21 protein-coding genes are annotated in these 22,251 nt (G+C 50.1%); 8 read left to right on the top strand and 13 right to left on the bottom strand.

Going from position 1 to position 22,251, the window contains the following annotated elements:
* Nucleotides 1–42 precede the first annotated feature (42 nt).
* The 4 genes from aguB to glpQ all read left to right on the top strand — a co-directional run bounded on the left by aguB (nucleotide 43) and on the right by glpQ (nucleotide 4,882).
* A complete protein-coding gene (aguB, locus tag ACL9RG_RS17395) occupies nucleotides 43–927 on the top strand; it encodes an N-carbamoylputrescine amidase (protein ID WP_422793891.1) in 885 nt (294 codons plus the stop codon).
* Nucleotides 928–930: 3 nt separating this feature from the next.
* A complete protein-coding gene (aguA, locus tag ACL9RG_RS17390) occupies nucleotides 931–2,013 on the top strand; it encodes an agmatine deiminase (RefSeq protein ID WP_422793890.1) in 1,083 nt (360 codons plus the stop codon).
* A 412-nt stretch (nucleotides 2,014–2,425) separates the two neighbouring features.
* Entirely contained in the window at nucleotides 2,426–3,778 is a 1,353-nt protein-coding gene (glpT, locus tag ACL9RG_RS17385) for a glycerol-3-phosphate transporter (RefSeq protein WP_422793889.1), read from the top strand.
* A gap of 3 nt (nucleotides 3,779–3,781) precedes the next feature.
* Nucleotides 3,782–4,882, top strand: coding sequence for a glycerophosphodiester phosphodiesterase (glpQ, locus tag ACL9RG_RS17380; protein WP_422793888.1), 1,101 nt, complete (start codon nucleotides 3,782–3,784; stop codon nucleotides 4,880–4,882).
* A gap of 65 nt (nucleotides 4,883–4,947) precedes the next feature.
* Here glpQ and ACL9RG_RS17375 read toward each other — a convergent pair whose 3' ends face one another.
* On the bottom strand, nucleotides 4,948–5,151 hold the full coding sequence (locus ACL9RG_RS17375; protein ID WP_422793887.1) for a tautomerase family protein: 204 nt from the start codon (nucleotides 5,149–5,151) through the stop codon (nucleotides 4,948–4,950).
* 18 nt (nucleotides 5,152–5,169) lie between these two features.
* Nucleotides 5,170–5,910 carry an SDR family NAD(P)-dependent oxidoreductase gene (locus ACL9RG_RS17370; protein WP_422793886.1) on the bottom strand — a complete coding sequence of 247 codons (741 nt, stop codon included), beginning with the start codon at nucleotides 5,908–5,910 and terminating at the stop codon, nucleotides 5,170–5,172.
* Nucleotides 5,911–5,994: 84 nt separating this feature from the next.
* Here ACL9RG_RS17370 and ACL9RG_RS17365 point away from each other — a divergent pair, with 84 nt between their 5' ends.
* Nucleotides 5,995–6,981 (top strand): LysR family transcriptional regulator, encoded by a 987-nt coding sequence (locus tag ACL9RG_RS17365; RefSeq protein WP_422793885.1) that lies wholly within the window; start codon nucleotides 5,995–5,997, stop codon nucleotides 6,979–6,981.
* A 15-nt stretch (nucleotides 6,982–6,996) separates the two neighbouring features.
* Here the strand turns inward: ACL9RG_RS17365 and yigL are convergent, their stop codons facing one another.
* On the bottom strand, nucleotides 6,997–7,833 hold the full coding sequence (gene yigL, locus ACL9RG_RS17360) for a sugar/pyridoxal phosphate phosphatase YigL (RefSeq protein ID WP_422793884.1): 837 nt from the start codon (nucleotides 7,831–7,833) through the stop codon (nucleotides 6,997–6,999).
* Between the two features lie 138 nt (nucleotides 7,834–7,971).
* Entirely contained in the window at nucleotides 7,972–8,964 is a 993-nt protein-coding gene (pldB, locus tag ACL9RG_RS17355) for a lysophospholipase L2 (RefSeq protein ID WP_422793883.1), read from the bottom strand.
* A 114-nt stretch (nucleotides 8,965–9,078) separates the two neighbouring features.
* Here pldB and rhtB point away from each other — a divergent pair, with 114 nt between their 5' ends.
* Complete coding sequence (rhtB, locus tag ACL9RG_RS17350) at nucleotides 9,079–9,699, top strand: homoserine/homoserine lactone efflux protein (RefSeq protein ID WP_422793882.1); 621 nt, start codon at nucleotides 9,079–9,081, stop codon at nucleotides 9,697–9,699.
* A 69-nt stretch (nucleotides 9,700–9,768) separates the two neighbouring features.
* On the opposite strand, the gene rhtC is transcribed toward rhtB, so the two are convergent.
* The 3 genes from rhtC to pldA all read right to left on the bottom strand — a co-directional run bounded on the left by rhtC (nucleotide 9,769) and on the right by pldA (nucleotide 13,345).
* Entirely contained in the window at nucleotides 9,769–10,404 is a 636-nt protein-coding gene (gene rhtC, locus ACL9RG_RS17345; RefSeq protein WP_422793881.1) for a threonine export protein RhtC, read from the bottom strand.
* Between the two features lie 147 nt (nucleotides 10,405–10,551).
* On the bottom strand, nucleotides 10,552–12,384 hold the full coding sequence (recQ, locus tag ACL9RG_RS17340) for an ATP-dependent DNA helicase RecQ (protein WP_422793880.1): 1,833 nt from the start codon (nucleotides 12,382–12,384) through the stop codon (nucleotides 10,552–10,554).
* A gap of 82 nt (nucleotides 12,385–12,466) precedes the next feature.
* Entirely contained in the window at nucleotides 12,467–13,345 is an 879-nt protein-coding gene (gene pldA / locus ACL9RG_RS17335; protein WP_422793879.1) for a phospholipase A, read from the bottom strand.
* A 300-nt stretch (nucleotides 13,346–13,645) separates the two neighbouring features.
* Between pldA and ACL9RG_RS17330 the strand changes: the two genes are divergently transcribed.
* Nucleotides 13,646–14,122 carry a thioesterase family protein gene (locus tag ACL9RG_RS17330; protein ID WP_422793955.1) on the top strand — a complete coding sequence of 159 codons (477 nt, stop codon included), beginning with the start codon at nucleotides 13,646–13,648 and terminating at the stop codon, nucleotides 14,120–14,122.
* Nucleotides 14,123–14,327: 205 nt separating this feature from the next.
* Here ACL9RG_RS17330 and corA read toward each other — a convergent pair whose 3' ends face one another.
* The gene (gene corA, locus ACL9RG_RS17325; protein ID WP_422793878.1) at nucleotides 14,328–15,287 is read right to left on the bottom strand and encodes a magnesium/cobalt transporter CorA; all 960 of its coding nucleotides are present in this window, start codon (nucleotides 15,285–15,287) and stop codon (nucleotides 14,328–14,330) included.
* Nucleotides 15,288–15,734: 447 nt separating this feature from the next.
* Between corA and ACL9RG_RS17320 the strand changes: the two genes are divergently transcribed.
* Nucleotides 15,735–16,208, top strand: coding sequence for a WbuC family cupin fold metalloprotein (locus tag ACL9RG_RS17320; RefSeq protein ID WP_422793877.1), 474 nt, complete (start codon nucleotides 15,735–15,737; stop codon nucleotides 16,206–16,208).
* Between the two features lie 399 nt (nucleotides 16,209–16,607).
* Here the strand turns inward: ACL9RG_RS17320 and uvrD are convergent, their stop codons facing one another.
* The 5 genes from uvrD to dapF form a co-directional block, all read right to left on the bottom strand.
* Nucleotides 16,608–18,770, bottom strand: coding sequence for a DNA helicase II (gene uvrD, locus ACL9RG_RS17315; RefSeq protein ID WP_422793876.1), 2,163 nt, complete (start codon nucleotides 18,768–18,770; stop codon nucleotides 16,608–16,610).
* A gap of 152 nt (nucleotides 18,771–18,922) precedes the next feature.
* Complete coding sequence (yigB, locus tag ACL9RG_RS17310; protein WP_422793875.1) at nucleotides 18,923–19,639, bottom strand: 5-amino-6-(5-phospho-D-ribitylamino)uracil phosphatase YigB; 717 nt, start codon at nucleotides 19,637–19,639, stop codon at nucleotides 18,923–18,925.
* Nucleotides 19,639–20,550 (bottom strand): tyrosine recombinase XerC, encoded by a 912-nt coding sequence (gene xerC / locus ACL9RG_RS17305; RefSeq protein WP_422793874.1) that lies wholly within the window; start codon nucleotides 20,548–20,550, stop codon nucleotides 19,639–19,641. Before xerC ends, yigB begins: the two co-directional genes overlap by 1 nt.
* Nucleotides 20,547–21,284 carry a DUF484 domain-containing protein gene (locus ACL9RG_RS17300; RefSeq protein WP_422793873.1) on the bottom strand — a complete coding sequence of 246 codons (738 nt, stop codon included), beginning with the start codon at nucleotides 21,282–21,284 and terminating at the stop codon, nucleotides 20,547–20,549. The genes xerC and ACL9RG_RS17300 overlap by 4 nt, the downstream gene beginning before the upstream one ends.
* Nucleotides 21,281–22,105, bottom strand: a complete 825-nt coding sequence (dapF, locus tag ACL9RG_RS17295; RefSeq protein ID WP_422793872.1) for a diaminopimelate epimerase — start codon at nucleotides 22,103–22,105, stop codon at nucleotides 21,281–21,283. Before dapF ends, ACL9RG_RS17300 begins: the two co-directional genes overlap by 4 nt.
* Between the last annotated feature and the right edge of the window lie 146 nt (nucleotides 22,106–22,251).

Genomic DNA, 22,251 nt, shown 5'->3' with positions numbered 1-22,251 from the left:
AGATAAACAAACTCCAACCTTTTATAATTTCAGGAGATTTCAATGAGAAATGTCACCGTCGCCGCCACACAAATGGCCTGCAGCTGGGATCTGGACAAAAATATTGTCAATGCAGAACGACTGGTACGTGAGGCCCACGCCCAAGGCGCGCAAATTATCCTGATTCAGGAGCTGTTTGCTGCCCCTTACTTCTGCATTGATCAAAGCCCAGAACACTACGCGCTGGCGCAAGAAGTTGCCACCAGCCCGCTGATTAAACACTTCTCTGCGCTGGCTAAAGAATTAGAAGTCGTATTGCCGCTGAGCTTGTTTGAAAAGGCTAACAACGCCTATTACAACTCTCTGGTAATGATTGATGCCGACGGCAGCGTGCTGGACACCTACCGTAAGACCCATATTCCAAATGGCCCGGCTTATCAGGAAAAACAGTTCTTTATTCCTGGCGATACCGGTTTCAAAGTGTGGAACACCCGTTATGCAAAAGTTGGCGTGGGTATTTGCTGGGATCAATGGTTCCCAGAAACCGCACGTTGCCTGGCATTGCAGGGTGCGGAAGTTATCTTCTACCCAACGGCAATTGGCTCTGAGCCGGCTTATCCAGATATCGACAGCCAACCACACTGGACTCGTGTACAGCAAGGCCATGCAGCGGCAAACGTGCTGCCAGTTATTGCCTCTAACCGTATCGGTACCGAAGCGAGCAAGTATATCGACAGCCTGGAAATGACCTTCTACGGTTCTTCGTTTATTGCCGATCAGACCGGTGAGCTGGTGAAACAAGCTAACAAAACTGACGAAGGCGTGTTGGTTCATACCTTTGATCTCGATGCTATCGCCGCTCAGCGTGCCGCTTGGGGCCTGTTCCGCGATCGCCGTCCAAATATGTATGGTGCGATTGCCTCCTCTGATGGCACCACGCGGAGCTAAGCCATGTCACAGGTTACGACACCTCATCAAGACGGATTTATGATGCCAGCGGAATGGGCACCTCAGCAGGCCGTGTGGATGATTTGGCCCTATCGTACCGATAACTGGCGTGCCAACGGCGCGCCAGCACAGCAGGCGTTTTCTGCTGTTGCGGCGGCGATTGCCCAAACGACACCGGTGCTGATGGCAGTACCCGCCACCGAAATGGAGAAGGCGCGTAAAACGATGCCCGCTTCGATTACGCTGGTTGAAATGGCAAGCGATGATGCATGGATGCGTGACACTGGCCCAACCGTGGTGGTCAATCCACAAGGCGAACGCCGCGGCGTTGACTGGACATTTAACGCCTGGGGCGGAAATCTTGGTGGATTATATTCACCTTGGGATCAAGATCAGGCCGTAGCGGCACAAGTGCTTGAGCACCACGGTTTTGCTCGCTATAGCACCGACCTGATACTGGAAGGCGGTTCTATCCATGTGGATGGTGAAGGCACCTTGATGACCACCGCAGAATGTCTGCTCAATGCCAATCGCAACCCTGAACTGACTCAGGCGCAGATTGAGCAGAAATTGAGCGACTATCTCGACGTACAAAACTTCATCTGGCTACCAGATGGCGTGTTCAACGACGAGACCGACGGCCACATCGATAACATGTGCTGCTTTGTGCGTCCGGGTGAAGTCGCGCTGCATTGGACTGACGATCAAAACGATCCGCAGTATGCACGCTCGGTTGCCGCGCTGAATATTCTAAGCGCGACAAAAGATGCCAAGGGACGTAGCCTGAAAGTATGGAAACTCCCTGCGCCAGGCCCGCTTTACGCCAGCGCAGAAGAAACACTGGATGTGCAGGACGGTACGGCGGTTGAACGTAACGAAGGTAACCGCCTGGCGGGTTCTTACGTTAACTATCTGATCAGTAATAAACAGATTATTTTCCCATTGCTGGACGCACGCACGGATGGCGAAGCCGAAGCACTGTTCCGGGAAATGTATCCTGATTATCTGATTACCGGCGTCCCTGCGCGGGAAATTCTGCTTGGTGGTGGCAATATTCACTGCATTACTCAGCAGATCCCAGCGTAAAAATAAGTCCAGATAGCCGCCTGTTCATTGGACAGGCGGTTTTTCAGCACAGCCGCCTGGCTCTGATCATCAAACATAAAGCCCCTTCAGCAATCCCATATCACCTAGCGACCCACCGATAAAACGTTACACTCAGATCATAACAATTCGAGCAGAAACGAAAAAATAAAGCCAACAAGTAAAATAAACTGCCAAAATGTGATCTATGACCAGTAATTCCTGCTGATACACATTTCAATCTGTAAATTATTCCCGCAAAATTCGCATCTAAATTCATATAATTGTAACAAATATGTCATCTATCACAGTTCGTATGCGCGCATATCACTAGTCTTACGCTCGTTATAGAACATGTGACCTCAGCTCGTTTTCACCAGTGACATTGATTGACTCATGCCATCGGAGGCATTTCATGCTCAGTATCTTTAAACCAGCGGCTCATAAGCCACGCGTGGCAGATGCCCACGTTGACCCTCTCTATCGTCGTCTGCGCTGGCAGATATTTATGGGTATCTTCTTCGGCTATGCCGCCTATTACCTGGTTCGTAAGAACTTTACGCTGGCAATGCCATACCTTATCGAGCAAGGTTTTACCCGCGGCGATCTTGGACTGGCACTCTCAGGGATCTCTATCGCGTACGGGATCTCTAAATTTATTATGGGATCGGTCTCGGATCGCTCCAACCCGCGTATCTTCTTGCCTGCCGGGCTCATCCTCGCCGCAGCAGTCATGCTGTTTATGGGCTTTGTACCTTGGGCAACCTCCAGCATCGCGATTATGTTTGTCCTGCTGTTCCTATGCGGTTGGTTCCAAGGGATGGGCTGGCCGCCGTGCGGACGAACTATGGTTCACTGGTGGTCGCAGAAAGAGCGTGGCGGCATTGTTTCGGTGTGGAACTGCGCGCATAACGTCGGCGGCGGTCTTCCTCCTCTGCTGTTCTTACTCGGTATGGCATGGTTCAACGATTGGCACGCCGCGCTATATATGCCAGCTTTTGCTGCCATCCTGCTGGCGTTATTCGCTTTCGCTACCATGCGTGATACTCCGCAGTCTTGCGGTCTGCCACCTATCGAGGAATATAAAAACGATTACCCGCCAGACTACAATAAAGACGTCGCAGAGACAGAGCTGACCACCAAGCAGATTTTCATGCAGTACATCCTGCCAAACAAACTGCTCTGGTATATCGCGCTGGCGAACGTTTTTGTCTACCTGCTGCGTTACGGCATCCTCGACTGGTCGCCAACTTATCTGAAAGAAGTGAAACACTTCGCGCTGGATAAATCTTCATGGGCGTACTTCTTGTACGAATACGCAGGTATTCCAGGCACGCTGCTGTGCGGCTGGATGTCGGATAAAGTCTTTAAAGGCAATCGCGGCGCGACCGGTGTGTTCTTTATGATTCTGGTGACCATTGCCACCATCGTCTACTGGCTTAACCCGATTGGCAATCCAGGTATTGATATGGCCTGTATGATCATTATCGGCTTCCTGATTTATGGCCCGGTCATGCTGATTGGCTTACATGCGTTGGAATTAGCACCGAAGAAAGCAGCGGGTACTGCCGCGGGCTTTACCGGTCTGTTTGGTTACCTTGGTGGCTCGGTCGCCGCAAGCGCCATCGTCGGTTATACCGTTGACTATTTCGGCTGGAATGGCGGCTTCTTGGTAATGATCGCCGGTTCCATCTTGGCGGTATTCCTGCTGCTGTTAACCATGCTCAGTGAAAATAAGCACAAAGCTAAACTCGCGAAAGGAGCCTAAATCATGCAACTGTTCGTTAAAACTACCGTAGCCGGGTTAATGCTCGCCGCCGGTTTCGCCAGCGCGGCTGGAAACGCCGCTGACGCCAGCCAAACGGCAGCTGAACATCAAATCGTTATCGCCCATCGCGGGGCAAGCGGTTATCTGCCCGAACATACTCTGCCAGCCAAAGCGATGGCTTATGCCCAAGGTGCCGATTACCTTGAGCAAGATTTAGTGATGACCAAAGATGACAGGCTGGTGGTGCTACACGACCATTTCCTCGATCGCGTCACTGACGTTGCCGAGCGTTTTCCTCACCGTGCCCGTAAAGATGGACGCTACTATGCTATCGACTTCACTCTGGCCGAGATCAAATCGCTGAAGTTTACCGAAGGCTTTGAGATTAAAGATGGCAAGCGGGTACAAACCTATCCGGGCCGTTTCCCGATGGGTAAATCTGATTTCCATATTCATACCTTCGAAGAGGAAATCGAGTTTATTCAGGGGCTGAACCACTCCACCGGCAAAAATATCGGTCTTTATACCGAAATTAAAGCGCCGTGGTTCCATCGCAAAGAAGGTAAAGATATTACTGCCCGCGTGCTGGAAGTGCTCAAGCACTACGGTTACAACACCAAAAGCGACAATGTTTATCTGCAATGCTTCGACCCAAACGAGCTTAAGCGCATTAAAAATGAGCTGGAGCCGAAAATGGGGATGGACTTGAAACTGGTTCAGTTGATTGCCTATACCGATTGGGATGAAACCCAAGAACAGCGCGACGGCAAGTGGGTTAATTACGACTACGATTGGATGTTTAAGCCGGGGGCGATGCAGCAAATCGCTAAATACGCCGACGGTATCGGGCCGGATTATCACATGTTAGTCAATAAGGATTCGACAGCGGATCGCGTTGAGCTAACGTCCATGACTGCCGATGCTCACGCCAGTCATTTAGTGGTGCATCCTTATACCGTACGTGCCGATGCACTTCCGCCTTATGCCAAAAGTGTTGATGCGCTGTACGGTATTTTGTACCAACAGGCGCATGTTGACGGCTTGTTCACCGACTTCCCAGATAAAGCGGTGAGCTATTTGCAGCAACATAAAGCGCAGCAATAACAGCTAGCGAATAAAACGGGCGGAGTTTTCTCTGCCCGTTTCTACTCTGCAACAACCAATAATGCTTACTTCCCTCTGGCGCGCACTGCCGTCAGCACTTCCCCACCGACACCCCAGTTATCCGTATCCACTTCATCGATAACTACAAAGGTTCTGTCCGGCGACTTACCTAAAACCTGCCACAGTAAATCAGTCGTTCCTTCAATCAGCAGGCGTTTTTGCTCAGCGCTAACCCCTTCACGCGTCACACGAATATTGACGTAAGGCATAATGTATCCTCAATCCTTTTACCAAGTGCCGGAAGACGAACCACCATCGACATTCATCACTAACCCGGAGGTATAGCTTGAATCCGTCAGGTACAGTACCGCATCAACAATATCTTCGGCCTTGCCAATCTCACCGCTGGCAGTCAGTGATTTCAGCGCGGCAAGGGTTTCTGGTTTACTGCCGTGCAGTGGCGTTGCAATGATGCCCGGTGCAACGGCGTTGACTCGGACATTAGAAGTAGAAAGCTCGATAGACAGCGCGCGTGTCGCCTGATTCAGCCCGCCTTTGATCAATACTGGCAGCAACGCGGGGACCTTACGGTTTGGCTGCATACCCAGCGATGCGGTAATGGTGACAATATGTCCGTCTTTATTGGCAGCCATATGGCGAGCGGCTTCTTGTGATGGATAGAAAAAGCCTTTGATATTGGTGGCAACAATCGATTCCAAATCGTCTTCGCTGTACTCCACCAGCGGCTTGGCGATAAATATTCCGGCATTGTTGATCAAAATATCTACCTTGCCAAAAGAGTCGATGGCCGTGGCAAATAATTTACGCGCCGTTTCAGGGCTAGCGATATCTCCCGCTACTGCAACAAACTTGCCTTTCGTTTCCCCGAAAGCCAGCGCCGCCTGATCAAGACGTTCCTGGGTGCGAGCATTACCGACCACATTATAGCCACGCGCCAAATAGGCTTTGGCAATAGCAAAACCGAGCCCGCTAGATGCACCTGTCACAATGACTGTTTTATTGCTCATCGAAAAATTCTCCGTTATCCCCGGACGCCTTGCCCGGCAGTGGAGAGACTCTACAATTCGATGCGTATTGGAAAAATTAGGTATATGTTATTTGAATTGATACATCAGGTAATAAATCAGGCCAATATGACCCGTTATTTCGACGATCTTTTACTCGGCAGTATTGAATTATTCTGTCTCGCGGCCGAAAAAGGCAGCTTTAGCGCCGCCGCCAATCAGGCTGGCATTACACCCGCTGCCGTCAGTCGTTCCGTGGCCCGGTTAGAAAAACGCTTAGGAATTCGTCTATTCACCCGAACAACCCGCCAAATGCGTCTCACCGATGCCGGACGTCGTTATTTTGAGCAGTGCCAGCAGGCACTGTCGCAACTGGTCGAAGCGGAACGCCATGCAACAGGTGAACAAATCACCCCTAGCGGGCTGTTAAGAATTAGCGTCCCCACGCCTTACGCTCACTCTCGCCTGCTGCCTCTATTGCCACAGTTTCGTCGACAATATCCTGATATTGAAATCGATATCCATATCAGTACCCGCAATATCGATTTCGTCGAAGATCAGTACGATCTGGTGATTCGCGGGCGAGATCCCAAAGATTCGACGCTCATTGCCCGCAAGTTAGAAGAGGCGGAGTTAGTTGTCGTGGCCTCACCACAGTATCTGCATACCGCCGGAATACCGCAAAATATTGAAGATTTGCAGGCCCATCATTGTATCCAGTTTGAGTTACCCAGCTCCGGTCGCAGAACGCCATGGTTATTCAATATTGCCGGTAAAACGCAGGAAATCACAACAGCAGGCGGGTATACCTGTAAAGAGGACTATCTGGGGATTGTGACGCTGGCGCGCGCCGGTGCCGGCATCGCACAAAGTTATCGTTTCAGCGTACAACGCGAGCTGGAAAGCGGGGAGTTAGTTGAATTATTACCACAGTTTGGTGGCTGTTCTCGTCCCTTTATCCTTCTTTACCCACAGAATCGCCACTTACCGCAGCGGGTAAGAGCCTTTATCGACTTTGTGGTTCAACACGTTGGTCAGGGGCAGAAAAAACGATTTTTTGATAACTCACAATGAGCGAGGCCAAGCGCCTCACTCATTGAAATATGTATTACCTGGCCACGGTAGAATGGCTAAATACATCTTACGCAGATAATGCACCACGGCATCATCTGCGTTGGAACCTATTACTTCCAGCTCAGGTAAACGTGCTTTCAGCCTTGGCAAGGAACCACTCATCAGGCAGCCTTTTCCTGCCATGCTCAACATTTCCATGTCGTTCATACCGTCGCCAAAGGCGATACAGTCTTTGAGGTTGTAGCCCATCAATTTGGCAACTTGCTCCAGCGCATGGCCTTTAGAAACCCCGCCGCCCATTACTTCCAGACACATTGGCAGTGAGAAACTGACGTTAACGCGATCCCCCCAGCGGGCATTAATCGCTTCTTCTAATACCAGAAGTTTTTCATGGTTATCACAGGTGAAATAGACTTTGCAGATACCGTCAGTTTCTAACAAACCCGGCTCATAAACCTGATATTTAAAGACCGTCTCGCGGAAGAAATCCTCTTGATCCTCACGATCGCGGTTCATAAACCAGTCGTCGTTACGATACACGTTAGTCAGAATATCCGGGTTATCGTGCACGATGCCGAAAAGATCGCCGGCAATGTCCGCATCCAGGTTATGAGAGAAAATAAGCTCACCGTCCGTGTTATGTACCCGCGCACCGTTGGAGGTGATCATATAAGCGCTGATCCCTAGATTGTCACGCATCTGAGCAACATCAATATGGTGGCGGCCGGTAGCAAACACAAAATGCACGCCGCGCTGCGTCAGCAGTTGCAAGGTTTCTTTAGCATATGGCGTGAGGACATGATCGGGTGATAGCAGCGTGCCATCTAAATCGGAAGCGACAACATGATACATAGCGTTAGGTTCTAACCTCTGTGGATGTAGAATTCTTGCATAGAATTCTTTAAGTAGAATGGTACGTGCAATAACAGGATACGCGAGTGATTAGCCCAGCCTAATCACCGCTCTCTAATCAAAACCATCTGAATAAAACTAAGTGTACCGTGCAAAAAATCGCATGATGGTATCAAGCGCCTTGGTACGCATTGGGTCGCGCTCGAACAAAATTTCATGCCGGGTTCCCTCAATCAGCAACGGCTGGTTGCCTTCGCAAGGATGACCCGCAGCAGACATTGCCTGGCAAAACGCAAACTGGGCGCGGTTATCGACCACTCTTTCATCGTCTGCCTGTAATAATAGCAATGGCGTAGAGATATTTTTGGCTTCGAGTAAAATTTGTTCACCAGCATGGATACTTTCGCGCACCCAATGATAAGTTGGCCCGCCAACGCGCAGGTCGGGGCCGTCAGCATAAAAGCGTACATTACGCCGATAACGTGCCCGGCTATGTGTCACTCGGTTAACACCAAAAGGTGCGGGATTCCATTGGCCGGTTCCCAAGGCATAGCTATTGCGCCGCCGAGGGTACTTTTCCACCCAATTTAAAATCTTACGCGATATCCACAAAGGCAACGGCAAGGGAATACCAATCATCGGCGCACAAAGCGCCGCTGCGTCGAATCGACCCGACGTCCGTGCCAAAAAGAGGGAAAGAATGGCACCGCCCATCGAGTGGGCCAGCGCAAATTTCTTGGCGTAGCGACGCGGGGCAATTTCTAACTGATAGAAAGTGCCTAGATCGGCAACATAATCATCAAAACGTTCGACATGTCCGCAGCTCGAGTTCTTCAATACTCGCCCAGAGCGCCCTTGACCACGATGATCCATGATAAAGACGTCGAAACCTCGATGGAACAGGTCATAGGCGACTTCCGCGTATTTCACATAGCTTTCAATACGTCCTGTTGATACCAAAATCACTTTATTGTGCTTGGCGGAACAATAACGGACATAGCGGATAGGGACGTTATCCACCCCGAGAAATTGCGCTTCTTCTCTCGTGCGCCAGAAGTCCAACAATGGGCCAGTCGCGAATGCAGAAAACTCGCGCTCGCGGGTTAACCACCGCTCATAATTTGATGACATTGGCTGATCCCAAAATAGAGTGACAAGCTAAAGTAACCGTTATTTTGCAACCGTAGCGTAATAGTTAACAATAGCGTATTGTGCCACAAAATGACCGCCTTAAGGAGCAGTATCATGACGATGGACTGGTGGCTAACTTATCTCCTGACCACCATAATTTTAAGCTTGTCCCCTGGTTCTGGTGCAATTAACACCATGAGCACGGGTATTAGCCATGGCTATCGTGGGGCAGTTGCCTCTATCGCCGGCTTACAGGTCGGGCTTACCACCCACATTGTATTAGTCGGAATTGGCTTAGGTGCATTGATTTCCCAGTCGCTGCTGGCTTTTGAACTATTGAAATGGTTAGGGGCAGGTTATCTGGTTTGGCTGGGGATTTGCCAATGGCGTGCAGCAGGTTCGTTAGACCTCAACGCACTGGCAAGCAGTATGCCGCGCAGTCGCCTGTTTAAACGCGCTGTACTGGTTAATCTGACGAATCCTAAAAGTATTGTATTTCTAGCCGCGCTGTTCCCCCAGTTTATCAATGCTAACCAGCCGCAAGCTGAGCAGTACGTGATTTTGGGCGTGACTACCGTGTTGGTTGATATTGTGGTGATGATTGGTTATGCCACCCTGGCAAAACGTATTGCCGCGTGGTTGAAAACACCTCGTCAGATGAAGCTATTAAATCGCATCTTCGGTTCAATGTTTATGCTGGTGGGGTTACTGCTGGCCTCGGCGAGAAAAGTATAATCTTGCTAAGCGATGTCGTGAGATGCTGCTTCAGAGCATCTCACGACAGAATATTTGAAGGGCAATATGTTAGCGGAAAATAATCAGGTGAAGACCAAACAACGTAAACAAGCCGCCAGCAATACCATCAATCCATTTGGCTAAACGCTGATAACCACGACGCATCACCGGTAATGCAAATACCATCGCCACCACCGAGAACCAGGCAAAGGTTTCAGCAACAATCATGATAAATAAGCCCCAGCGCTCAGTGCCCCCCACGTTATCACCTACAAACAGCGAGAACACGCTGCCAAAATAGATAACCACTTTTGGGTTAGACAAATTAGTCAGCAATCCGCGCATAAAGGTTTTACCGCGTGCCGGCAGTTTAACGTTTTCTTCACTGCTCTCGCTCGCAGCAGAGGCATTATTTTTTCTTGCGCGCGCTGAGCGCAGCAATTGCCAGCCCATCCAACACAAATAAAGCCCACCGCCGATGGTAATAACTTGATGCAGCCAAGCCATTTTTTCCATCAGCAAATGTAAGCCCATCAGCGCAATACCTGACCAGAAAACCACGCCTAATGAGATGCCAATGACGCCCATCATGGCTTCACGACGCGAACGACTTGCTGCCGTTTGTGAGACGAAGAAAAAGTCGGGCCCAGGGCTCATCAACGCAATTAAATTAACCATCGCCACAGTTAGAAATAACATCAACATCCGGTACTACCCCTTCGCATAAATCTGCTAACCATCATTCGGTGACGGATTATACCCATCATCTGACAATTTGCAGATAGCTCGGCTGATGACAAAAATTTATTTGGTATAAATCACTTTAAAAACAAAAATTACCACAGTAAAAAACTACTCATCGCCATTATCAATATGATCGCGAATCATTGCCATAAACGGCTGACCGAAGCGCTCAAGCTTGCGCTGCCCAACCCCGGTAATATCTAACAGGTCGCTAGGACTTACTGGGAGCTGCTCGGACATTTCCAGCAAGGTGGTATCGTTAAACACCACATAAGGCGGCACATTGTTTTCATCTGCCAAGGTTTTACGCAGTTTACGTAATTTGGCAAACAGCTTACGGTCGTAGTTACCACCGTAAGATTTTTGGCTGCTGCTACTTTTGATTTTCAACGTCTGAATACGCGGTACGGCAAGCTGCAACGGAATTTCACCGCGTAAAAAGGGACGGGCGGCTTCTGTAAGTTGCAGCGCAGAGTGCATAGCAATATTTTGGGTAATCAACCCAAGGTGGATCAGCTGGCGAACCACGCTTATCCAATGCTCATTACTTTGCTCACGACCCATACCATAGATAGGCAGTTTGTCGTGCCCATATTCGCGAATACGTTGATTATTCGCGCCACGCAACACTTCAACGACATACCCCAAACCAAAACGCTGACCGACACGATAAACACAAGACAAGGCTTTCTGCGCGTCCATTAAACCATCATAACGCTTGGGTGGATCGAGGCAGATATCACAGTTACCGCAAGGCTGTTGTTTACCTTCGCCAAAATAGTTGAGCAGCACCAGACGTCGACAAGTTTGCGCTTCGGCAAAAGCGCCCATCGCATTGAGCTTGTGGCGTTCAACATCTTGCTGTGCGCCCGGTGGTTTTTCATCCAGGCAACGGCGCAGCCAGGCCATATCTGCCGGGTCATAAAGCAGCACGGCTTCGGCAGGTAAACCGTCGCGCCCAGCGCGCCCAGTCTCTTGATAGTAAGATTCGATAGTGCGGGGAATATCGAAATGCACCACAAAACGCACGTTGGGTTTGTTGATACCCATGCCGAAGGCCACAGTTGCGACGACAATTTGTAAATCATCACGCTGAAAGCCTTCTTGTACTTGGGAGCGCGTTTCACTGTCCAAGCCTGCATGATAAGCGCCGACGCTTAAGCCACGGCTTTTCAAACGCTCGGCGGTATCTTCAACCTTGGCGCGGCTGCCGCAGTAAATAATGCCGCTTTTGCCGCGTTGATCCTGCACAAAGCGCAATAACTGATCGAGCGGTTTGAATTTCTCCACCAGCGTGTAACGAATATTGGGCCGGTCAAAGCTGCTAATCTGGATAAGCGGATCGTTGAGCGAGAGCAAACGCACAATGTCATTACGCGTTGCCTCATCGGCCGTTGCGGTCAACGCAATGACTGGCAAAGCAGGATAGCGCTGTTTCAGTTGTCCGAGCGCGCGATATTCCGGGCGGAAATCATGGCCCCACTGTGAAATACAGTGCGCCTCATCCACCGCCAGCATCGCCGGATTCCACTGCTGCAACTGCTCGAGGAAATCGCCCATCACCAAACGTTCCGGGGCGATATAAAGCATTTTTATGCGCCCGGTGCGACAGCCAGCCATCACCTCTTGCTGCTCTTCACGCGTTTGCGTCGAGTTGAGGCAACCGGCTTCGACACCCGCGGCCATCAGTTGATCAACCTGATCTTTCATCAAAGAGATCAGTGGTGAGACCACCAACGTTAGGCCATCCATCACCAGCGCGGGGATTTGATAACAGAGTGACTTTCCGCCACCTGTAGGCATGACAACCAGACAATCGCGCCCAGCTAAGGCGGTATTGATGATAGTTTGCTGACCTGGTCGGAATTGTTGATAGCCGAAGGTATTACGTAATACCTGCTCTGCCAACAACTCTTGATTTATTACTGCCGCCGTAGACACTCGTTTCCCCAACTAAATCAAAGTGCTCGATAGCAGAAATACCTACCGAGCCACGGTTGTCCATCGGCCCTCAGGTCGACGGTTACATCATATCGTTGAGCATGATACCAATACCCACGCGAGTCTGCTTGTAGTTGTAGTCAATCATTGACTCACCGTAGCCACTAAACACTTTGGTATAGAAGCGCACATGCTTAGTAATCGGGTAGCTGACCCCAACGTTGGCACTGCCATAACCGCTGTTCCAGTTGTAGCGACTCTCGACGCTTATCACGCTTTCTCCCAGGGCATACCCCACTTTTAGCCGGTAATAACCCAGGTATTTAGTGATATCAGGATTGTCATCACTGCTGGCACTTTCGTGGATGCGGTACCAAGGTTTTAGGTCGACCTGCCAGTTACCATTTTGTGCCATGAAGCGCGCATAGATACGATTCCAACTGCGCGATGTTGGATCTGAACGCCCGTTAGACTGGTGATTGAAACCATATTCAGCATCGCGCAGGGTCCAGCCCATAAAGCTATAGTCTGTTGCCCAGGCGATAAAAAGTTGCGGTTCGTAGTTGGTTTCTCTAAATGGTGAAGAGCCGCTACGGTTGGTCACTTGCCAAAAGGATTTTTGCGTATAAGACGCCCCAAGTAACGAGTTATCACCAGCAATGCCCGTCCAGATTGGAAACGCCAGGCTCAACTGGAATTCAGCTTCATCATGCTTGGCTTTATCGGCCCAATCGTATGATTTGATAGCCTGTTTGTTAATATGGTTAGTGTAGGTATAAAGCAGATAGTTTGATTCGTAAGGGTATAACGTAAAAGGATTATCATGCTCCTGTAACAGGTTAGCGATGATACTTCCTTGTACAGCAGGCTGATCGTGAACCTGCTTTACCGTCGCCTCATCTGCATAGCTAAGTGCTGGTAACGCCACCATGGCCGCGCCTGCAATCCAAAAATTGCGCATTATTCCTCTCCCAAAGATATTGCCATCATCTTCCACAATGCAAAGTTACAATCAGCATCTCGAAGTTTATTAGGTCTATGCCCTAATATTTCAATTAAAACCCTCAGCAAGGCATATTGTTAATTGATGGTTAAAATATTGTAGTATTTACACACAAAATGCCACTGATTTACTATTAGTTAGAATTATCATGCGTGCGTAAAAGATCAATAATACGCAAACGTAAAATGAACGCATGATTTAAAAAAATATTTGTCCACTATTGCGATCTTTATCCAGGAAATAAGCATGTCCTCCACCATGAATACCCTTACCCACGATGCCGCACGCCAATTAATCGGCGAAATATTTGTTTATGAAATGCCATTTAACCGCGCATTGGGTATGCAATTGAAAACCATGCAAGATGGTTTTGCCGAACTCATTTTTACAAACCAAGACACTCTGGTGGGTAATGCCGCGCAGCGAATTCTCCACGGAGGAGTGATTGCTTCGGTTATCGACGTCGCCGCCGGGTTGGTTTGTGTCGGCAGTGCGCTGATTCGTAAAGACCGCCCTGAGCAGTTGCTCGTTGAAGCTGAAATGCGCCAGCGTTTGGCAACTATTGGCACAATTAATCTACAGATAGATTATCTGCGCCCAGGCCGAGGAGAAACGTTCACCGCTACCAGTTCGCTGATTCGGGCTGGGAATAAAGTCTCAGTAGCACGCGTTGATTTGCATAATGATAGTGGCATTCACATTGCTACAGCTCACGCGACATATCTGGTTGGATAAGCTTTAGTCGGTTAAAAAAGGTCTGGATTTAATGGATATACAACGTACACGTCAGGGCTTTATCTGGGCAGGGTTACTGTGCTTTATTTCTGACGCGATTTACCAACAGCGCCGAGTGGCACGTTAATCGCACAATGAAGGAATAAATAGGCAAACAATAGAGAGTCTTCGCCCCTCTGCGAATATTATCGAGAGGGGCAACGTATTACAGCCACTTCTTACCTTTAAAGTACAGATAAGGAGCAAGGCCTGCCAACATCATCAAACCGATGGCGCCAGGATAACCAAAGCTCCATTTCAGTTCTGGCATAAATTCAAAGTTCATCCCGTAGCTCGATGCCACTAGCGTTGGTGGCAAGAACACCACAGAAACAACCGAGAAGATCTTGATGATGCGGTTCTGTTCGATGTTGATAAAGCCCATCGCTGCTTGCATCAGGAAGTTAACCTTCTGGAACAACGACTCATTATGCGGTAACAGTGATTCAATATCTCGCAGCACTTCACGTGCCTGTTCTAACTGAGAGCCAGGTAGACGTGCTTTACGTACCAGGAAATTCAACGCGCGCTGGGTATCCATCAAACACAGACGAACTTTCCAGCCGATATCTTCCAGCTCTGCCAATGTAGATAGCGCAGCATCATATTCATCGCCTTGCTGACCTTCCATGATGATGCGGCTGAGTTTTTCCAAGTCGCTGTAAATATTTTCTATTTCGTCGGCCAACTGCTCAATTTTTGTCTCAAACAGATCGAGCAGCAGCTCATAAGCGTTACCGTCTTCCAACATCTGGTTTCTGGCACGCATACGGTATAAACGAAATGCCGGTAGCTCACGCTCACGCAAGGTATAAAGGCGACCATCACGGATGGTAAAGGCGACAGTGCTGTTACCCGCATGATCTTCGGCGTCTTCAAAATAGAAGAAGGAGTGAATATGCAAGCCATCTTCGTCTTCAAAGAAACGTGCCGAGGCTTCGATATCATCCAATTCAGGGCGGGTGGCCAAGCTCTGACCGAGTTCATTTTGAACACGATCACGCTCCTGCTCGTCTGGCTCAACCAAATCTACCCACAACGAAGACGTCAAATTGTCTTCGGTTTCTATATCATCCAGTTCCAAACGGGATAAGCGATTATTATCTAATTTAAAAGCACTGAGCATGTGCCCGTTCTCCCCTAAGTGAAAAGTATGGACAATGCATTGAAACACAGAAAAATGCGGGATGAAAAGTCACCGGCAGGTTTCAGACCACATTCAGATCTGACTCACAGCGACGAACGTCTTATCGGCGGTCGCTGACAACCACTAAGGCCATCAGCAATGAGGAAAGCCTTAGAAGTGGTACCTAATGAACAGGTTATTGAGCCAGTATCTACTGGGTGCGTCCAAGGCAAATATCCTCACTGATAATAGTGCGCGCATGTTACGCCGAGAAGAAAAAGACTGTCAACCGCCAACCACGGGATTGCAGCAACATTTCGGCATAATATTCAACCGCCGTTCATCTGCATTACAGACTTATCTCAGCGCGAAATTTTGGCTACACTCGACGCGCAATCTTACCCTTTTTTTCGCGCCAGGCCGGTGCACTCATTCTCAGGATTTCTCATGATAAAGTTGATTACCCGTGACACGCTGTCTGACCTTGGCCAACGCGCTGCCGAGGCGCCACGCCTGCGTAGTAACCTGAACCTGCATCCACAAGAGAGCGATCAGGTACAACGTTTGGCGATTGCGATGGAACCGGGTACCTATGTACGAATTCACCGCCATCCCCATACCTGGGAACTACTGACTGCACTTAAAGGCCGCTTTATCGTACTGATTTATAATGATGAAGGACAAGTGACCGACAAACTGCGCTTAGGTGAAGATCTACGCTTACTTGAGATCCCCGCTAACACTTGGCACAGCGTACTCTCTTTAGATGACGGTGCGGTGATCTTTGAAGTGAAACATGGTGCTTATCAGCCGGTTACTGAGCAGGATAGTTTCCCTGGCTCACCGGTTGAGGGTGATGAACGTGTTGCGGCGACGTTGGAATGGTATGGGGTGGCTAACGTAGGCGACGTTTACCGCTAATTAGGTTGGAATGGGCGCATTCCGGGCTGAATGGAACAGCCATCAGGGTTGTGTCATCAAGCAGATGGTTTATATCGCGTTTGCGCAGGTTCGGCCGCTTATCGACTAAGACAAAGTATGTTCGGACTGCCGAACGCGCCCGGCAAGGGTTTAAGGCGAAACCCTTGCATCCCCGCCTGAGCTTAGCTTGTCGGGTCGCTACGCGACTGCCCGCGTTCACGTCTTTGGCCTCACGGGTCGGCTGAGACGGGCGTCCCTTCCCGACTCAGCCTAAATCCGCCGTCCCTAGCGGATTTCCCCTAGCCAAAGCCACTCTCTTGGCCGACAAGATGCGCTATCGAAGGTCAAGGGATTACAAGGTCAAGATCAAGATCAACTGACTGATAGCCCCAAAACGGGTTAAACCGCTTCTAGTCTTGCGTAGGCGGCGACCAGCCATTTGATACCTTCGCCGGGGAAGGCGATTTGCAGGCGGCTGTGTTCTCCGCTGCCTTCCAGATTCACGATGGTGCCTTCACCAAATTTAGGATGGCGAACGCGCTGGCCTAAGCTGAAGCCACTGTCGTTAGCATTGATAGGCGTGCCCATACTGCGATGCTTTGCCGGGCGCGATACGCTGGCGCGTAGGCGAACTTCTTCTACGCAGTTTTCTGGCAGTTCGCCAACGAAACGTGAAGGACGGTGATAGACTTCTTTACCGTATAAGCGGCGGGTTTCGGCGTAGGTTAAGGTCAGTTTTTGCATCGCACGGGTGACACCAACGTAGGCTAAGCGACGCTCTTCTTCCAATCTGCCGCCTTCATCGAGCGACATTTGGCTTGGGAACATCCCTTCTTCCATGCCAACAATAAATACCTGCGGGAATTCCAGACCTTTAGCCGAGTGCAACGTCATCAACTGCACCGCATCCTGATAAGCATCGGCTTGCCCTTCGCCAGCTTCTAACGCGGCGTGAGATAAAAATGCCTGCAATGGCATCAAATCCTGATCTTCATCCTGATAACTGTATTGGCGGGTTGCCGTCACCAGTTCTTCAAGGTTTTCAATACGCGCCTGACCTTTCTCACCCTTTTCCTGCTCATACATAATAAACAGGCCAGAATCTTTGATCACACGGTCAGTTTGAACGTGTAGCGGCATATCGGCGGTTTCATGGGCCAAGGCATCAATCAGCTCAAGGAAACGTTGCAATGACGAGGCCGCGCGGCCTGCCAGTACTTTATCCTGTAACAGCGCACGCGTAGCCTGCCACATGGTGAGTTGCTTATCACGGGCAGTCTGGCGCACAACATCAAGGGTACGATCGCCAATGCCGCGCGTTGGCGTATTCACCACGCGCTCAAACGCCGCATCATCATTACGATTAGAAATTAAACGCAAGTAAGCCAGCGCATCTTTGATCTCTTGTCGCTCGAAGAAACGCTGTCCGCCGTAAATGCGGTAAGGCATCGCCATTTGTAGCAAGGCTTCTTCCAGCACACGCGACTGAGCGTTGCTACGATAGAGGATGGCGCAGTCGTTCAGCGCACCGCCGTTGTCCTGCCAGGCTTTAATGCGATTGACCACAAAGCGCGATTCATCCAACTCATTGAACGCGCAATAGAGTGAGATAGGTTCGCCTTCAACACCATCGGTCCACAGGTTTTTACCCATACGGCCATTATTGTTGGCGATAAGCGAGTTGGCGGCCGTCAAAATAGTGCTGGTCGAGCGGTAATTCTGCTCCAGGCGGATAGTTTCAGCGCCGGGGAAATCCTTCAGGAAACGTTGGATATTTTCCACCTGCGCACCGCGCCAGCCGTAGATTGACTGGTCATCGTCACCAACGATCATCACGTTGTTATTCTCACCGGCCAGCAGACGGATCCAGGCATATTGAATACTGTTAGTATCCTGGAACTCGTCCACCATCAGGTTGGTAAAACGTTCGCGGTAGTGCTGCAAAATATGCGGCTTATTCAGCCAAAGTTCGTGGGCACGCAGCAGTAGCTCAGCAAAATCCACTAATCCAGCGCGGTCACACGCTTCCTGATAGGCCTGATAAATCCGTAGCCAGGTCGCTTCAACCGGATTGCCGTAACTCTCAACGTGCTGTGGGCGTAATCCTTCATCTTTCTTGCCATTGATGTACCACATAGCCTGACGCGGCGGCCACTGTTTCTCATCGATATTCAGCGCTTTGATAATGCGCTTGAGCAGGCGCAGCTGGTCATCGCTGTCAAGAATTTGGAAATCCTGCGGCAGTTTGGCATCCAGATGGTGAGCACGGAGCAAACGGTGAGCCAATCCGTGGAACGTCCCGATCCACATACCGCCTTGGCTGGTGCCGATCAGTTGATCGATACGATGGCGCATCTCTGCCGCCGCCTTATTGGTGAAAGTCACCGCCATAATCGAATAAGGCGAGCAGTTCTCTACCGACAATAACCAGGCGATACGGTGTACCAGTACGCGCGTTTTACCACTGCCAGCGCCAGCCAGCACTAGCAGGTTGCTACGCGGTGCCGCGACGGCTTCACGTTGTTTTTCATTCAAGCTGTCGAGCAGGTCGGAAACGTCCATAGTCACCATTTGTCTGGTAAAGAATGTGTGGGGTAAAAACGTTGTTTGAGAAACGTATTTTTTATAAATGTACTGAGCCTGCGTGACGAATCACGCAGGAGATTAACTGTTATTATATACAGTCAAATTGCGAAATTGAAAGCCGTGGGGGATTATAACAATGCGGTCAGCGATGCCAACTGCGAAATCTCAATATGTGGCAACAATCGACTATCATCGATTTCTAGCAAATTACCGTTATGCGGGTTAATCCAGCAGGCCTGCATTCCGCAGCGGATAGCACCAGCCACGTCGGTGGTCAAATCATCGCCTACATGCAGAATGTTTGCCAACGGTCGCGAAAGTTTCTCGGCGGCCAGCTGGTACATATCATCCCACGGCTTAGCACGACCGTCTCGGCCCGCTCGTAGCGTAAATTCAAAATAAGGCGATAAACCGCATAGGTCAGGATTGGCATTACCGTTGGTGATAGCCACCAGCGGCCAGCGTTTACCTAATGCACTTAACGTGTCGTGAGTTTCCTGTGGCACATCAATCAGGCTGCGCCAGTGATCAAAGTTATCCATTGCCGCCTGCGCACCGAGAATGGCCCCTGCTTCGGTCATGCCACGACGACGCATCACGTGATGAATCGCCTTTTGTCGCCAGGCGCTGACATCATGATAAATTTCCGGATTATCATCTCGCAACTCAAGGCGCACCTGACGTAATTCTTCTGTCTCAATCGTCGCCAGCGCCGGATGGTACTGACGTAAGAATGCCATCGTTTCCAACTCGGTGCGCACAATCACCGGGCGGTTATCATAAAGCGTGTCATCAAGATCAAAGGTGATGGCATCAATCTGTTTTAACTGGCGGTAGAATTTCATCAGGATTTACCTCGTTTTGCACGGGGATGCGCAGCATCATAAACCTGCGCTAAATGTTGGAAGTCGAGGTGGGTATAGATTTGCGTTGTTGAGAGGTTGGCATGGCCTAACAGCTCTTGTACCGCGCGTAAATCTCCGCTCGATTCCAGAACGTGAGTAGCAAATGAGTGCCGCAATTTATGTGGGTGGATATGGCTATTAACGCCTTGTTTTATCCCCCATTCGGCAAAGCGTTTTTGTACATTGCGCGCCGAAATGCGTCGCCCTTGATTAGATAAAAACAGCGCATCGTCTTCTGGCGCATAAATATCTCTCAGTGCCAGCCAGTGCTCGACCCACGTCACCGCGGTGCGACCAATCGGTAATTTTCGCTCTTTACTGCCCTTCCCCATCACCCAGACTTCACCTGAGGCAACATCGAGATGGCGACAGTCAATACCAACTAATTCAGAAAGACGTAAGCCAGCACCGTACATCACTTCCAGCATGGCGCGATCGCGCACGGCCAGTGGATCGTTCAGGTCAATATCGAGCAGTTGGTTAACTTCATCAACATCGATATTTTTAGGCAGATGGCGCGGCGCTCGCGGCGTGGAAATACCTTTGGCAGGGTTGGCGCTTAATACGCCTTGATGCACTTGCCAGTCGAGAAAGCTGCGCAAAGCTGACATCCGTAGCGCCAGACTGGCGGCACCTAAGCCACCGCGTTTGCTACGTGCAGCTAACATGCGGACTTTGCCGGCATCAAGCTGCGACCAGTCGGTGAGCTTCATCTCGTCAGCCATTGCCACGACGGTGTCGAGCTGTCGCCCATAGTTGGACTGCGTCAGCGGGCTCAACTGGCGTTCGACCCGCAAATAGCGTAGAAATGCCTCGACTGCAGGTTGCAGTAACGAGCCAGGGGCGGTCATACCCGTTCTATCCAACGGGCCAATAAACCCGGCAACATTTTGGCTAATTGGTTCAGCATTACCGTGCCCATTCCAGCCTCATAATGCTGGGGGTCGCGACTGCTAAAGACCAGCGCACCTAGCTCGCCATCTTCACCCATTAATGACAACGCGACAGAACCTATCGCTTTTGCCTGAGGCAGAACTAACAATAATTCTGGGCCATTTAACGCGCCCAAATAGTGATGACTTTCACCAAGTCGCTGAATACGCAGCGGCTCAAAAGCGGCACGGCTTAATGCCAGATGAGTAAAATCAGACGGTGCACCGATACGCCAGCTTTCGCTAAACAAACGCACGTTGGCACCAGCCAGTCCTAATCCTCTGGCCCAGCGCTGTAGACGGTTGAGCATGTCTTGCAGGCTCGTGGCCGCGGCCAGATTCGCCTGTAGCTCAATCAAGCGGCCAAAGAGCGTTTCATTGATGGCAGCTTGTTCCATCAACAGCGTAATTTCTTCTTCCAACTGCCCTATCTGATGGCGCTGACGCCCCAACTGCCATTCAACCAATGAGATACTGCCTTTCACCGGATGAGGAATATGCATCTGCTCAATATGGCGTGAGTTTCTGATAAAGAAGTCGGGGTTTTGCAGTAGATACTGCAAAACCATGTCATCATCAAGCTCGGTTGCGAGTGGAAGCTGAGCAGCAGTGCGCTTCTCATCCGCAACGTTGCTTTCATCAATATGGCTCATAGATGAATAAATCCGTCATAAACATGGGTGGCAGGACCGGTCATATATAGCGGATGGCCCGGGCCTTTCCAACTAATGTCGAGACTACCGCCTGGCAGTTCTACATTCACATCTTCTGCTAGCAAACCTTGCTGAATACCAATGGCAACTGCGGCACAAGCGCCGCTGCCGCAGGCCTGGGTTTCACCCGCGCCACGCTCAAATACGCGAAGCTTAACTTCATCGCGGGCAACAACCTGCATAAATCCGACGTTGACTCGTTCAGGGAAACGCTCATGGCTTTCCAGCACTGGGCCAAGCACTTCGACGCTCGCAGTCTGCACATTCTCAACTTGTAATACGCAATGCGGATTACCCATCGAGACCACACCACAGAGCACCGTATGCTCCGCGGCACGTAAAATATAGGTTTTTTCCGGCTTTGCTGCACGGAAAGGAACTTGCTGTGGTTCAAATATCGGCTCGCCCATATTGACCTTAACCATTTCATCATCGGTTACGGTCAACGTCATCCGACCATTCTGGGTACTGACCTGAATATCACGTTTATTGGTGAGCCCTTTGATGCGTACAAAACGGGCAAAACAGCGTGCACCGTTGCCGCATTGCATCACTTCACTGCCGTCAGCATTAAAGATGCGATAGTGAAAGTCTAATTCTGGATCATAAGGGGGTTCGACAACCAAAAGTTGATCAAAACCGACGCCACGGTTGCGATCGGACAAACGGCGGATCAATTCCGGAGAGAAATAAACATTTTGCGTCACGGCATCGACGACCATAAAGTCGTTACCCAAGCCGTGCATTTTGGAGAACTGCATATCTTGCTCCGTTTGACCTCAAGTCAAATCCAGACGTGGTTATCTCGTCATTCCCAGACGGCGTTATCACGTCATAATCGTTATCACGTCATAGCAGTTTCACGTCATAAATAGTAGCCGCTCTCTGCAAGTGACCATCAATGATC

Origin of the sequence: Rouxiella sp. Mn2063, assembly GCF_049319665.1 — a bacterium.
GTDB lineage: Bacteria > Pseudomonadota > Gammaproteobacteria > Enterobacterales > Enterobacteriaceae > JBMOUD01.
Note: the sequence above shows the minus strand (reverse complement) of the source record. Positions and strands in the feature narration are given on the sequence as shown.

Excerpts from the sequence above, each read along its gene's own strand:
- aguB (WP_422793891.1), top strand. The coding sequence starts at position 43 with ATGAGAAATGTCACCGTCGCCGCCACACAAATGGCCTGCAGCTGGGAT.
- aguA (WP_422793890.1), top strand. The coding sequence starts at position 931 with ATGTCACAGGTTACGACACCTCATCAAGACGGATTTATGATGCCAGCG.
- glpT (WP_422793889.1), top strand. The coding sequence starts at position 2,426 with ATGCTCAGTATCTTTAAACCAGCGGCTCATAAGCCACGCGTGGCAGAT.
- glpQ (WP_422793888.1), top strand. The coding sequence starts at position 3,782 with ATGCAACTGTTCGTTAAAACTACCGTAGCCGGGTTAATGCTCGCCGCC.
- ACL9RG_RS17375 (WP_422793887.1), bottom strand. The coding sequence starts at position 5,151 with ATGCCTTACGTCAATATTCGTGTGACGCGTGAAGGGGTTAGCGCTGAG.
- ACL9RG_RS17370 (WP_422793886.1), bottom strand. The coding sequence starts at position 5,910 with ATGAGCAATAAAACAGTCATTGTGACAGGTGCATCTAGCGGGCTCGGT.
- ACL9RG_RS17365 (WP_422793885.1), top strand. The coding sequence starts at position 5,995 with ATGTTATTTGAATTGATACATCAGGTAATAAATCAGGCCAATATGACC.
- yigL (WP_422793884.1), bottom strand. The coding sequence starts at position 7,833 with ATGTATCATGTTGTCGCTTCCGATTTAGATGGCACGCTGCTATCACCC.
- pldB (WP_422793883.1), bottom strand. The coding sequence starts at position 8,964 with ATGTCATCAAATTATGAGCGGTGGTTAACCCGCGAGCGCGAGTTTTCT.
- rhtB (WP_422793882.1), top strand. The coding sequence starts at position 9,079 with ATGACGATGGACTGGTGGCTAACTTATCTCCTGACCACCATAATTTTA.
- rhtC (WP_422793881.1), bottom strand. The coding sequence starts at position 10,404 with ATGTTGATGTTATTTCTAACTGTGGCGATGGTTAATTTAATTGCGTTG.
- pldA (WP_422793879.1), bottom strand. The coding sequence starts at position 13,345 with ATGCGCAATTTTTGGATTGCAGGCGCGGCCATGGTGGCGTTACCAGCA.
- ACL9RG_RS17330 (WP_422793955.1), top strand. The coding sequence starts at position 13,646 with ATGAATACCCTTACCCACGATGCCGCACGCCAATTAATCGGCGAAATA.
- corA (WP_422793878.1), bottom strand. The coding sequence starts at position 15,287 with ATGCTCAGTGCTTTTAAATTAGATAATAATCGCTTATCCCGTTTGGAA.
- ACL9RG_RS17320 (WP_422793877.1), top strand. The coding sequence starts at position 15,735 with ATGATAAAGTTGATTACCCGTGACACGCTGTCTGACCTTGGCCAACGC.
- uvrD (WP_422793876.1), bottom strand. The coding sequence starts at position 18,770 with ATGGACGTTTCCGACCTGCTCGACAGCTTGAATGAAAAACAACGTGAA.
- yigB (WP_422793875.1), bottom strand. The coding sequence starts at position 19,639 with ATGAAATTCTACCGCCAGTTAAAACAGATTGATGCCATCACCTTTGAT.
- xerC (WP_422793874.1), bottom strand. The coding sequence starts at position 20,550 with ATGACCGCCCCTGGCTCGTTACTGCAACCTGCAGTCGAGGCATTTCTA.
- ACL9RG_RS17300 (WP_422793873.1), bottom strand. The coding sequence starts at position 21,284 with ATGAGCCATATTGATGAAAGCAACGTTGCGGATGAGAAGCGCACTGCT.
- dapF (WP_422793872.1), bottom strand. The coding sequence starts at position 22,105 with ATGCAGTTCTCCAAAATGCACGGCTTGGGTAACGACTTTATGGTCGTC.